Source organism: Mycobacterium parascrofulaceum ATCC BAA-614, assembly GCF_000164135.1.
GTDB lineage: Bacteria > Actinomycetota > Actinomycetes > Mycobacteriales > Mycobacteriaceae > Mycobacterium > Mycobacterium parascrofulaceum.
This window is the reverse complement of the sequence record NZ_GG770558.1, coordinates 406,291-418,111: the sequence shown is the minus strand read 5'-3', so window position 1 is coordinate 418,111 and position 11,821 is coordinate 406,291. Positions and strand designations below refer to the sequence as shown.

Sequence of the window (11,821 nt, the reverse complement as noted above, 5' to 3'; positions counted from 1 at the left end):
AGTCCTTCTTCATCCGGTCGTAGATCTGCTTGCAATCCGGGCAGACCGGCGAGCCCGGCTTGGCCGCCTTGGTGACCGGGAATACCTCCCCGCACAACGCCACCACGTGATTTCCCATGACCGCGCTCTCGGCGATCTTGTCCTTCTTGACGTAGTGGAAGTATTTCGGCGTATCGCTGCCGGTCCCGTCGTCGACGCGTTCGTCGGTGTCGGTGCGTTCGATCGTCTGGGTTTGCATACCTGACATTGTGCCCCGAGACGCGCTCCTGCCGGAATCGATCGATTGTGGGAGAGTGGAGAAATGAGGCGCGGCGAGCGATGAAGCGCGAGACCCAGTTGGGGTTCGACGATGATGGCAGGCCGGTCCTGATCACCGCCGCAGCACCCTCCTACGAAGAGCAGCATCGCGCACGGGTGCGGAAATACCTGACGTTGATGGCGTTCCGGATCCCGGCGCTGATCCTGGCCGCGCTCGCCTACGGCGCCTGGCACAACGGCCTGATCTCGCTCGCCATCGTGGCCGTCTCGATCCCGCTGCCGTGGATGGCGGTCCTGATCGCCAACGACCGGCCACCGCGCAGCGCCGACGAGCCCCGGCGGTTCGACGATGCCAAGCGGCGCACCCCGCTGTTCCCCACGGCCCAGCGCCCGGCGCTGGAACCCCGCCGCCGCCCACAGCCCGGATGGCCTCCCGGCCCGGGCGGCGACATCGTTTCCTAGCCGGGTTTGCCAGCCGGGCGGCGCATCGCCCCGACTTCTCAGGACATTCTCAGGTCGACGGCACATTTCTGCACGTCAAGACGTGTGAGATGGCAAGGGCTTGGGAACTCTCAGGGCTGATCTGTCGTTGAACCCAATGACAGTACAAGCCGAACGGGAGGTCGCTATGGCGAACGCCAGCACGAGCAGATTTGATGGCGATCTGGATGCTCAAAGCCCCGCCGCGGACCTCGTGCGCGTATATCTCAATGGCATCGGTAAGACGGCGCTGCTGAACGCGGCGGGCGAGGTTGAACTGGCCAAGCGCATCGAGGCCGGGCTCTATGCCGAGCACCTGCTCGAAACGCGTAAGCGCCTCGGCGAGAACCGCCGACGCGACCTCGAGGCCGTCGTGCGCGACGGGCAGGCCGCGCGCCGTCATCTGCTGGAGGCCAACCTGCGCCTGGTGGTGTCGCTGGCCAAGCGTTACACCGGTCGCGGCATGCCGCTGCTGGACCTGATCCAGGAGGGCAACCTGGGCCTGATCCGGGCGATGGAAAAGTTCGACTACACAAAGGGTTTCAAGTTCTCCACCTACGCGACGTGGTGGATCCGTCAGGCCATCACCCGCGGCATGGCCGACCAGAGCCGCACCATCCGCCTGCCGGTGCACCTGGTCGAGCAGGTCAACAAGCTGGCGCGGATCAAGCGGGAGATGCACCAGAACCTGGGGCGGGAGGCGACCGACGAGGAACTGGCCGCCGAGTCCGGCATCCCGGTCGAGAAGATCAACGACCTGCTCGAGCACAGCCGTGACCCGGTGAGCCTGGACATGCCGGTGGGCTCCGAAGAGGAAGCCCCGCTGGGCGACTTCATCGAGGACGCCGAGGCGATGTCCGCGGAGAACGCGGTGATCGCCGAGCTGCTGCATACCGACATCCGCAGCGTGCTCGCCACTCTCGACGAGCGTGAGCACCAGGTGATCCGGCTGCGCTTCGGCCTGGACGACGGCCAGCCGCGCACGCTGGACCAGATCGGCAAGCTGTTCGGCCTCTCGCGCGAGCGGGTCCGGCAAATCGAGCGGGACGTGATGTCCAAACTCCGCCACGGCGAGCGCGCCGACCGGCTACGGTCGTACGCAAGCTAAGACCCCGGTGGATCGCGGCGCCCGGCTAACGCCCCGCTTGCGACCGCCGCCCGAGCCAGTACAAGACGGTATGCCCGCCGCGGACGCGGCGGGCATACTGCTTGTCGGGGAAGCGTTACACCCATTCGCGCAGCTGGCCAAGTAGACTCGGCGGCGATGGAAGGTGCTGAATGAACGACCTGGTTGACACCACCGAGATGTACCTGCGGACCATCTACGACCTCGAAGAAGAGGGCGTGACGCCGCTGCGTGCGCGCATCGCCGAGCGCCTCGAGCAGAGCGGGCCGACCGTCAGCCAAACCGTTTCCCGCATGGAGCGCGACGGGCTGCTGCACGTCGCCGGCGACCGCCACCTCGAGCTCACCGACAAGGGCCGTGCGCTGGCCATCGCCGTCATGCGCAAGCACCGCCTCGCCGAACGATTGCTGGTCGACGTGATCGGCGTGCCGTGGGAGGAAGTGCACGCCGAGGCATGCCGGTGGGAGCACGTGATGAGCGAGGACGTCGAGCGCCGGCTGGTGAAGGTGCTCAACCACCCGACCACCTCCCCCTTCGGCAACCCGATCCCCGGGCTGTTGGACCTGGGCGTCGGCCCGGATTCCGGCGCCGACGACGCCGACCTCGTCCGGCTGACCGAGCTGCCGCCCGGCTCGCCGGTGGCCGTGGTCGTGCGCCAGCTGACCGAACACGTGCAGGGCGACATCGACCTGATCACTCGCCTCAAGGACGCCGGCGTCGTCCCCAACGCCCGGGTGACCGTCGAGACCGGCCCCGCCGGCGTGACCATCGTCATCCCGGGGCACGAGAACGTCACCCTGCCGCACGAGATGGCGCACGCCGTCAAGGTGGAAAAGGTCTGAGCGCTCGCCGCGGGCTAGCACGCGGTGCGGCCGAACGGCCGCCGCGGCGGCAACCGCACCCCGAGTTCCTTGGCCAGCCGGTAGCCGGTGAGCGCCAGCTCCCGCACGTTCTCGGGCCGTAGCCCCGACTGCAGCGCGGTGTCCAGCATGCCCGCCATCCGGTGCTCGGGCCGGCAGCGCAGCGCGGCCTCCAGCGACACCCCGGCGAGCGGGCCGTCGCCGCGGGCGTACGCGCTGAACGCGAGCAGTACCAGCGCCTCGACCCGCCAGGGCGCCGGCAGCGTGCGCGCCAGCACCGCCCACAACGTCTCCGACTCGCCGGCGTTCTCGCCGACGGCCAGCGCGTAGAGGATGTCGCGCACCCGCGCGTCGCTCAGCGCGCAACCCAGCTTCGCCAGCTGGGTCCGCGTCAGCGTGTCGCCCGCGGCGACGCGGGTTGCGGCCGTCATCGCGTGCTTCACGTCGCCGCGGGCGCAGCGGGCCGGGTCCGCGCGGTGGGCCGCCCGGCGCCTGGCCGCCTGCCGTTCGATCACAGCGGTCAAGGCGCCGCTGCGCGCCTCGTCCTCCACCGCGATGACGGCCTGCAGGTCGGCGCGCCGCGCGTAGAGCCGCCGGCCGTCGAGCACCGCCGCGGCCGCCAGCGGCGACGCCGACGGATCGTCGACCGCGCCGCTCGACCCGCAGCCGTCCACGCAGTGCCAGCGCCCGCCGGGCGCCACCCGGTCCACCACGTGTGCGGCCCACAGCTCAATGTGGTGCCCGGACAAGGACTTCGCCAGCTCGTCGCACACCAGCCGGTACTCCTCGTTGCAGCATGCGCAGTGCGCCCCCTCCGCGTCGACGATCACCGCGATCGCCGCGTCGGGGCGCGCCGCGGCGGCGACCTCCGCCAGGTGGCCGACCCGGGCGGCGAGATCGTCGGAGAGGTCGACCCGCAGCACCGCGCCCAGGTCACCACCGTCCAAAGACACCAATACCAATGAATTTTCGGGAACGAAGCCCAGAACGGCGGGCAGCGCGGCGATGAGCGCGCCGGGTCGGTTCAGTTTGTAGTCAGGTCGATGCGTCGTCATGGGCACCACGCTGACGGCCCCCACCGTCAGCCGGTGCTCGCGGGAACGGGCGCCATCTCGGGCCTGTGCATGAACCCAGCACTGTGAGTGCTGCTGATCTACTGTTACCGCATGGGTTCGGCGCAAGAGTACGACATGGTGGTCATCGGCTCGGGGCCCGGCGGGCAGAAGGCCGCCATCGCCTCGGCCAAGCTCGGCAAGTCGGTCGCGGTCGTCGAACGCGGCCAGATGCTCGGTGGCGTGTGCGTCCAGACCGGCACCATCCCGTCAAAGACGTTGCGCGAGGCCGTGCTTTACCTCACCGGAATGAGCCAGCGCGAGCTGTACGGCGCGAGCTACCGCGTCAAGGAGAAGATCACCCCGGCCGACCTGCTGGCCCGCACCCAGCACGTGATCGGCAAGGAAGTCGACGTGGTGCGCAACCAGCTGATGCGCAACCGCATCGACCTGCTGCTCGGTCACGGGCGGTTCGTCGACCCGCACACCATCGAGGTCGAAGACCCCAACCGCCGCGAAAAGCTCACTGTCAGCGGCAAATACATCGTCATCGCCACCGGAACCCGCCCGGCGCGGCCGTCCGGCGTCGAGTTCGACGAGGAGCGGGTGCTCGACTCCGACGGGATCCTCGACCTCAAGTCGCTGCCCACCTCGATGGTGGTGGTGGGCGCCGGCGTGATCGGCATCGAGTACGCGTCGATGTTCGCCGCGCTGGGCACCAAGGTCACCGTGGTGGAGAAGCGCAGCGACATGCTGGACTTCTGCGACCCCGAGGTCGTGGAGGCGCTGAAGTTCCACCTGCGCGACCTGGCGGTGACCTTCCGGTTCGGTGAGGAGGTGACCGCGGTCGACGTCGGCTCGGCGGGCACCGTCACGACCTTGGCCAGCGGCAAGCAGATCCCGGCCGAGACGGTGATGTATTCCGCGGGGCGCCAGGGCCAGACCGACCACCTCGACCTGCACAACGCCGAGCTGGAGGCCGACAACCGCGGGCGGATCTTCGTCGACGACTTCTTCCAGACCAAGGTGCCGCACATCTACGCCGTCGGCGACGTGATCGGCTTCCCCGCCCTGGCCGCGACCTCCATGGAGCAGGGCCGGCTGGCCGCCTACCACGCCTTCGGGGAGCCGACCGACGGCATCACCGAGCTGCAGCCCATCGGCATCTACTCCATCCCCGAGGTCTCCTACGTGGGTGCCACCGAGGTCGAGCTGACCAAGGACGCCATCCCCTACGAGGTCGGTGTGGCCCGCTACCGGGAACTGGCGCGCGGCCAGATCGCCGGCGACTCCTACGGCATGCTCAAGCTGCTGGTGTCCACCGAGGACCTCAAGCTGCTCGGCGTACACATCTTCGGCACCAGCGCCACCGAGATGGTGCACATCGGCCAGGCGGTCATGGGCTGCGGCGGCACCGTCGAATACCTGGTGGACGCCGTGTTCAACTACCCCACTTTTTCCGAGGCCTACAAGGTGGCCGCGCTCGACGTGATGAACAAGGTTCGCGCGCTCAACCAGTTCCGCCGCTAACAGCTGTCGTCGAGTTCACCCGGAACCGGATCGCCGGGGCCGCCGGCGTCGGCGCGGGCGAGCAACTTCGCGGTCTGCGCGTCGAACGGGGCCGAATAGGACACGTTCGCGGCGCAGCCACCGCGCTCGAACCCGCCGATCACCCCGGTCAGCGTGGTGCCGCTGACCCAGGGGGCGCCGCTGGTGCCGTCGACCAGCCCCTCGCACGGGAACGACGGGAACCCGGCCTCGGTCAACGACGTGCTGGCCTGACAGCCGATCGGCGCCCCGCCCACGCCGGCCGGGTAGCCCATCACGGTGACGTGGCTGCCGGGCGGCGGCGTCGTGCCCAGCGTCAGCGCCAAACCGGCGTGCGACTCGATCGACCCGCCGGCGTCGTTTCTCAGCCGCGCGACCGCGTAGTCGGCGGTGGGATCCTTGCTGGCGGTCCAGCGGGGGTCGAGGTAGACGGCGTCTGCCGTCCACACGTCGCCCGGGGCGGGCGGCGCGTCGCCGGAGAAACCCGGCACGAAGGTGATCTTGGCGGCCCCGGCCAGGCAGTGCGCCGCGGTCATCATCAGGTTGCCGCCCGTCGAATGCACCACCGAGCCCGTGCACACGTGCAACGGCCCGCCGTCGATGAAGATCGCGCCGACGCGCTTGTCCGGGTCGACCGGCGCCGCCACCGCCTTCGGCTGGGGTTGGCCGAGCCGCTGCACCGGCGCGCTGCTGCGCGGCGGGGCCGCCGCCGGCGGGGCGGACGCGTGGTCGCCGGGCGGCCGCTTGCACGACGTCACCGACGTCGCCACGGCGACCACCAGGCACAGCATCACGATCGGAACGCGCATCGTTTTCATCATGCCCGACGCGCGCCGGGCGGGCGGATTCCGACGCGTGGCCCGGCCCGCCGGCGTTCGCCCGTGGATTAAACGCGAACTTCACACCGCTGTTTGATATTGGCGCCCCCCGATTCGGGGGACACTGGTAGGGCACCCTGCAGATACCCCCCGAGAGGAGGCGATCGGCGATGGCACACGAACAGGACCCGCACTATCAGCCGGGACAGGCGGGCATGTACGAGCTCGAGCTGCCGGCGCCGCAGTTGTCGACGTCGGACGGCCGAGGCCCGGTGCTGGTGCACGCGCTGGAGGGGTTCTCGGACGCCGGCCACGCGATCCGGCTGGCCTCGTCGCACCTGAAGGCGGCTCTGGACACCGAGCTGGTCGCGTCCTTCGCGATCGACGAGCTGCTGGACTACCGGTCGCGGCGGCCGCTGATGACCTTCAAGACCGATCACTTCACCAACTACGACGAGCCGGAGCTGAGCCTGTACGCGTTGCGCGACACCATCGGCACTCCGTTTCTGCTGCTCGCCGGCATGGAACCGGACCTCAAGTGGGAGCGGTTCATCACCGCGGTGCGCCTGCTGGCCGAGCGCCTCGGCGTGCGGCAGACCATCGGCCTGGGCACCGTCCCGATGGCGGTCCCGCACACGCGGCCGATCACGATGACCGCGCACTCCAACAACCCCGAGTTGATCGCCGAGTTCACGCCCTGGATCTCCGAGATCCAGGTCCCCGGCAGCGCGTCCAATTTGCTGGAATACCGGATGGCCCAGCACGGCCACGAGGTCGTCGGCTACACCGTGCACGTGCCGCACTACCTGACGCAGACCGACTACCCGGCCGCCGCCGAGGCCCTCCTCGAGCAGGTCGCCAAGATCGCGTCGCTCGAGCTGCCGCTGACGGCGCTGACCGAGGCTGCGGCGGTGATCCGGACCAAGATCGACGAGCAGGTCGAGGCGAGCGCGGAGGTTGCCCAAGTGGTGACCGCGCTCGAGCGCCAGTACGATGCCTTCATCGACGCTCAGGAAAACAGGTCGTTACTAACTCGCGACGAGGACCTGCCTAGCGGCGACGAGCTTGGCGCAGAGTTCGAGCGATTCCTCGCCCAGCAGGCGGAGAAGAAGCGCGACGACGACGACCAGGCCTGACCTTTCCACCGGCCTCTAGCCCGGCCCGACACCAAGGTTGGCGACATGACCGAGCGGAAGCGCAAGAGCACTCTCCGCCCGGTGCGAGAGGTGGCCGCCCCCCGGCTGGAGTTCCGCACCATTCACGGCTACCAGCGCGCCTACCGGATCGCCGGCGACGGCCCGGCGATCCTGCTGGTCCATGGGATCGGTGACAACTCCACCACCTGGAATACCGTGCAGGCCAAGCTCGCCCAGCGGTTCACGGTCATCGCCCCCGACCTGTTGGGCCACGGGCGATCCGACAAGCCGCGCGCCGACTACTCGGTCGCCGCCTACGCCAACGGGATGCGCGACCTGCTGTCGGTGCTCGACATCGAGCGGGTGACCATCGTCGGTCATTCGCTGGGCGGCGGCGTGGCCATGCAATTCGCCTACCAGTTCCCGCATTTGGTCGAGCGGCTGATCCTGGTCGCGGCCGGTGGCGTCACCAAGGACGTCAACGTCGCCTTTCGGCTGGCGTCGTTGCCGATGGGCAGCGAGGCCCTGGCCCTGCTGCGGCTCCCCCTCGTGCTGCCCGCGGTCCAGCTGGCGGGACGGATAGCCGGGCTGGCGATTGGATCGACCGGCCTGGGCCGCGACCTGCCCAACGTCCTGCGGATCCTCGACGACCTGCCGGAGCCGACGGCCTCGGCGGCCTTCAGCCGGACCCTGCGTGCGGTGGTGGACTGGCGCGGACAGATCGTCACCATGCTCGACCGGTGCTATCTGACCGAGGCCATCCCGGTGCAGATCGTCTGGGGCACCAAAGATGTGGTGGTCCCCGTGCGCCACGCGTGGATGGCGCACGCCGCGATGCCGGGGTCGCGCCTCGAGATCTTCGAAGGGTCCGGGCACTTCCCGTTCCACGACGACCCGGCCCGCTTCATCGACGTCGTCGAACGCTTCATCGACACGACGGCGCCCGCCGAATACGACCAGGCCGCCCTGCGCGCGCTGCTCCGCAGCGGCGGCGGCGAGAAGGCCGTCAGCGGCCCGGCACCCACCCGCGTCGCCGTGCTGAACGCCATGGGTTCCGACGAGCGCAGCGCCACCTGAACCACCTTGACCGGCGCGGCCCCGGGACGGGGCCGTACAGTCGGCCCATGGGTATCGACGTCACCGTGTTGCGGGTGTTCACCGACCGGGACGGGAACTTCGGCAATCCGCTCGGCGTGGTGGACGCCGGCCAGGTCGAACCCGGCGATCGGCAGCGGCTGGCAACCCGATTGGGCTACAGCGAAACGGTTTTCGTCGATCTCCCGGCGCCCGGGTCGACCACCGCGCACGCCACGATCTACACCCCGCTGGTCCAGATCGCGTTCGCCGGGCATCCCACCGTCGGCGCGTCGTGGTGGCTGCGGGAGCAGGGAACGCCGATCAACACGCTGCAGGTGACCGCCGGCATCGTCCAGGTGGGCTACGCCGCCGACTCCACCAGCATCAGCGCCCGTTCGGAGTGGGCGCCCGAGGTCGCCCTGCAGGAATTCGATTCAGCCGACGATCTTTTGGCCGCCGACCCGGGCGACTTTCCCGACGACACGGCGCACTACCTGTGGGCCTGGACCGACCGGAACGCCGGGTCACTGCGCGCGCGGATGTTCGCCGCCAACCTCGGCGTCCCCGAAGACGAGGCGACCGGCTCGGCCGCGATGCGGATCACCGACTATCTGAGCCGCGACCTGCACATCACCCAGGGCAAGGGGTCGATCATCGAGACGACGTGGAACGCCGAGGGCTGGGTGGGGGTGGCCGGGCGGGTCGTCAACGACGGTGTGACGTACCTGAACTGACCGGGCGCTCCCGGCTCAGCGCTGCCGGTGCAGCACCGCGGACAGGTGATGCTGCAAGGGTTGCCCGACCGCACCCATCCGCACCGAATACGACAGCTCGTCGCCGTCGATACGGAACGACCGACCGAGCGCGGTGACCTCCTTGGCGGTCGGCGCCAGCCCGACGTCCGTTGTGGACAGCGCGATTTCGATCCGGCCGTCCGTGACCGAATACGTGCCCACCTCGATTTCGGTGATGCCACTCGGGTGGGCCAGAACCAGTTCGACGTGGCCGGGCTGCGGCACGCGAAGGTATCCGGTCTCGGCGTGCAACGGCTTGCCGTCGGCCAGCGCCTTGGTCTTCTGCCCGTACGCCAGAAACGGCTTACCGACGTGGGCGAAGACCACTTCCTCGAAATAGTCGAACGGCTCGATCGTCGGGTACTCACCCGCGCCCTGGCCGGTCCAGGTTCCCAGGAGCGGTGCCAGGGCCTCGAGATCGGGATGCAAGTCGGTGGGCATGACCCCGAGCCTAGCCCGGAGCGGAGACCCCGCGGTGTTCGCGCAGCGCCTGGATCTCGCGCTCGAAATCGTCCGCGGACTCAAAGGAGCGGTACACCGACGCGAACCGCAGGTACGCCACCTCGTCCAGGTCGCGCAGCGGGCCGAGGATGGCCAGGCCGACCTCATGGCTCGGGACCTCCGGGGATCCCGCGGCCCGCACGGTGTCCTCGACCTGCTGGGCCAGCAGGTTCAGCGCGTCGTCGTCCACCTGGCGGCCCTGACAGGCCCGGCGGACGCCGCTGATGACCTTCTCCCTGCTGAACGGTTCGGTGACCCCGCTGCGCTTGACCACGGCCAGCACCGCCGTCTCCACGGTGGTGAAACGCCGTCCGCACTCGGGGCACGATCGGCGGCGCCGGATGGCCTGCCCCTCATCGGTTTCCCTCGAGTCGATCACCCGGGAGTCGGGATGACGGCAGAACGGGCAATGCATGACCGCTCCTTCACCGTGCCGACAACCAGGTACCGCAGCACTTCGAGCGTACCCGCGCGCCCGCCCGCGCGGGCAATGGTCGTCAGCCGACCGGGGCGATCAGGGTCTGGCCCGCCACCAGGGCCGGCGAGTGCATGTCGTTGAGTTCGCGGATGCGGTCGGCGACCTGCCGGGCCGGCGCGTCGGGCGCCACCCGGTGGGCGACGTCCTGCAACGACTCTCCCGCCTCGACGCGCACGACGGCCAACCGGTCCGGCACGTGCGCGGCCGAACCGCCGGAGCCGCCGTTGAGCACCTGACCGACGTTGCCGACCAGGCCCAGCCACAGGGTGATCGCGCCGGCGGCCAGCGCCAGCCAGACGGTGGTCGCCACGGTGACGGGACGCTTGCGATGCGGCGCTGCGGATACCCCGACGCCGGTGCCGTAGTAGCGGGTCGGCGCGCCCGAAGGCCGCGACGGGGCGGGACGGCGGGAACGGGCCAGCCCGTCCCGGCCGTAACGAAGTCCCTGGGCCGGCCCGTTGACCGGACGCCGGGGGCTGCCGGTACGCGGCGCCGGCGTGTGGATGGTTGTCATCTGCGTTCCTCCGGTCAACTTGATTCGCTCAGCTGTTCGACTGTATCGCTCGTGTGTTCGAAATCCGAACATGTGAGCGAAGCGTGTCGCACGAGTCGAACGCTAGACCACGCCACCGACAAGCTCGTGGTCGTTAGGGCTGACATGCGGCTGAAATACCCGATCTGCCGAAGAGTTACACCTTTGTGATTAACGAGTTCGGCGCGTAATTTCCGGCCGGCCGGCCGGAACGACACGCTAGTCGAACACATGTTTGATTCTTGGGCGCCGCGGGGTTACATTCAGTGCCATGAGCGACAGCAGCGACACCTCATCGGCCGGCGACGGCCGGTTGCACGCCGTGGATTCAGCGCTGACCGAACGTCAGCGCACCATCTTGAACGTCATTCGCGCGTCGGTCACCAGCCGCGGCTACCCGCCGAGCATCCGGGAGATCGGCGACGCCGTGGGCCTGACGTCGACGTCGTCGGTGGCTCATCAGCTGCGCACCCTGGAGCGCAAGGGGTACCTGCGCCGCGACCCGAACCGTCCCCGGGCGGTCGACGTTCGCGGCGCCGACGACGAGGTGGCGGCGCCGGCGACCGAGGTCGCCGGATCGGACGCCCTGCCGGAGCCGACGTTCGTTCCCGTCCTCGGCCGCATCGCGGCCGGCGGACCCATCCTCGCGGAGGAGGCCGTCGAGGACGTCTTCCCGCTGCCGCGCGAGCTGGTCGGCGAGGGCACGCTGTTCCTGCTCAAGGTCGTCGGCGACTCCATGGTCGAGGCGGCGATCTGCGACGGCGACTGGGTGGTGGTGCGCCAGCAGAACGTCGCCGACAACGGCGACATCGTCGCCGCCATGCTCGACGGGGAGGCCACGGTGAAGACGTTCAAGCGGGCGGGCGGTCAGGTGTGGCTGATGCCGCACAACCCGGCGTTCGATCCGATTCCCGGCAATGAGGCGACGGTGCTCGGCAAGGTCGTCACGGTGATCCGCAAGGTCTAACGGCGGCCGGCCGCTCAGTCGGCTTTGACGAATCCGTTGGCCTGCGCCACTTCTTCGCTGGACAGCCAGATTTCGGCGAGCGTGTCGTGATACAGCTCGCTGCCGGGCGTGTAGTAGAGCCCGAAGCGGGCGCTCGCCTTGATCGGGTATCCCTCGGGCACCTGGTAGGGGTCGTCGAGCGGCAGGTGAATGGT

The 11,821-nt window shown here is 69.3% G+C and carries 15 protein-coding genes; 8 read left to right on the top strand and 7 right to left on the bottom strand.

Going from position 1 to position 11,821, the window contains the following annotated elements:
* On the bottom strand, positions 1–238 hold a 238-nt coding region (locus HMPREF0591_RS25340; protein WP_007171573.1), incomplete at its 3' end, for a DUF3039 domain-containing protein.
* An 80-nt stretch (positions 239–318) separates the two neighbouring features.
* Between HMPREF0591_RS25340 and HMPREF0591_RS25335 the strand changes: the two genes are divergently transcribed.
* From HMPREF0591_RS25335 to HMPREF0591_RS25325, 3 genes are all read left to right on the top strand, one after another.
* Positions 319–720: a DUF3099 domain-containing protein gene (locus HMPREF0591_RS25335; RefSeq protein WP_007171572.1), complete on the top strand. Its 402-nt coding sequence runs from the start codon at positions 319–321 to the stop codon at positions 718–720.
* A gap of 136 nt (positions 721–856) precedes the next feature.
* Positions 857–1,846 carry a sigma-70 family RNA polymerase sigma factor SigB gene (gene sigB / locus HMPREF0591_RS25330; protein WP_007171571.1) on the top strand — a complete coding sequence of 330 codons (990 nt, stop codon included), beginning with the start codon at positions 857–859 and terminating at the stop codon, positions 1,844–1,846.
* 170 nt (positions 1,847–2,016) lie between these two features.
* The gene (locus tag HMPREF0591_RS25325) at positions 2,017–2,706 is read left to right on the top strand and encodes an iron-dependent transcriptional repressor DtxR (RefSeq protein ID WP_007171570.1); all 690 of its coding nucleotides are present in this window, start codon (positions 2,017–2,019) and stop codon (positions 2,704–2,706) included.
* 14 nt (positions 2,707–2,720) lie between these two features.
* On the opposite strand, the gene HMPREF0591_RS25320 is transcribed toward HMPREF0591_RS25325, so the two are convergent.
* Entirely contained in the window at positions 2,721–3,779 is a 1,059-nt protein-coding gene (locus tag HMPREF0591_RS25320) for a DUF4192 domain-containing protein (protein ID WP_040623888.1), read from the bottom strand.
* Between the two features lie 111 nt (positions 3,780–3,890).
* Here HMPREF0591_RS25320 and sthA point away from each other — a divergent pair, with 111 nt between their 5' ends.
* Positions 3,891–5,306: a Si-specific NAD(P)(+) transhydrogenase gene (gene sthA / locus HMPREF0591_RS25315; RefSeq protein ID WP_040624001.1), complete on the top strand. Its 1,416-nt coding sequence runs from the start codon at positions 3,891–3,893 to the stop codon at positions 5,304–5,306.
* Here sthA and HMPREF0591_RS25310 read toward each other — a convergent pair.
* Positions 5,303–6,145, bottom strand: a complete 843-nt coding sequence (locus tag HMPREF0591_RS25310) for a trypsin-like serine peptidase (protein ID WP_007171567.1) — start codon at positions 6,143–6,145, stop codon at positions 5,303–5,305. The two genes, sthA and HMPREF0591_RS25310, sit on opposite strands and share 4 nt — an antisense overlap.
* A gap of 167 nt (positions 6,146–6,312) precedes the next feature.
* Between HMPREF0591_RS25310 and HMPREF0591_RS25305 the strand changes: the two genes are divergently transcribed.
* The 3 genes from HMPREF0591_RS25305 to HMPREF0591_RS25295 are packed head-to-tail and all read left to right on the top strand — an operon-like array spanning position 6,313 to position 9,089.
* Positions 6,313–7,278 carry a proteasome assembly chaperone family protein gene (locus HMPREF0591_RS25305; RefSeq protein ID WP_007171566.1) on the top strand — a complete coding sequence of 322 codons (966 nt, stop codon included), beginning with the start codon at positions 6,313–6,315 and terminating at the stop codon, positions 7,276–7,278.
* Between the two features lie 45 nt (positions 7,279–7,323).
* The gene (locus HMPREF0591_RS25300) at positions 7,324–8,355 is read left to right on the top strand and encodes an alpha/beta fold hydrolase (RefSeq protein WP_007171565.1); all 1,032 of its coding nucleotides are present in this window, start codon (positions 7,324–7,326) and stop codon (positions 8,353–8,355) included.
* 47 nt (positions 8,356–8,402) lie between these two features.
* A complete protein-coding gene (locus tag HMPREF0591_RS25295) occupies positions 8,403–9,089 on the top strand; it encodes a PhzF family phenazine biosynthesis protein (protein ID WP_007171564.1) in 687 nt (228 codons plus the stop codon).
* A gap of 15 nt (positions 9,090–9,104) precedes the next feature.
* Here the strand turns inward: HMPREF0591_RS25295 and HMPREF0591_RS25290 are convergent, their stop codons facing one another.
* From HMPREF0591_RS25290 to HMPREF0591_RS25280, 3 genes are all read right to left on the bottom strand, one after another.
* Positions 9,105–9,590: a peroxynitrite isomerase gene (locus HMPREF0591_RS25290; protein ID WP_007171563.1), complete on the bottom strand. Its 486-nt coding sequence runs from the start codon at positions 9,588–9,590 to the stop codon at positions 9,105–9,107.
* A 10-nt stretch (positions 9,591–9,600) separates the two neighbouring features.
* Positions 9,601–10,065 carry a transcriptional regulator NrdR gene (gene nrdR / locus HMPREF0591_RS25285; RefSeq protein WP_007171562.1) on the bottom strand — a complete coding sequence of 155 codons (465 nt, stop codon included), beginning with the start codon at positions 10,063–10,065 and terminating at the stop codon, positions 9,601–9,603.
* A gap of 82 nt (positions 10,066–10,147) precedes the next feature.
* Positions 10,148–10,642 carry a LysM peptidoglycan-binding domain-containing protein gene (locus HMPREF0591_RS25280; RefSeq protein ID WP_040623887.1) on the bottom strand — a complete coding sequence of 165 codons (495 nt, stop codon included), beginning with the start codon at positions 10,640–10,642 and terminating at the stop codon, positions 10,148–10,150.
* A gap of 289 nt (positions 10,643–10,931) precedes the next feature.
* Between HMPREF0591_RS25280 and lexA the strand changes: the two genes are divergently transcribed.
* Entirely contained in the window at positions 10,932–11,627 is a 696-nt protein-coding gene (gene lexA / locus HMPREF0591_RS25275) for a transcriptional repressor LexA (protein WP_007171560.1), read from the top strand.
* 14 nt (positions 11,628–11,641) lie between these two features.
* Here the strand turns inward: lexA and HMPREF0591_RS25270 are convergent.
* The coding region (locus HMPREF0591_RS25270; protein ID WP_007171559.1) for a sunset domain-containing protein at positions 11,642–11,821 on the bottom strand (180 nt) is incomplete at its 5' end.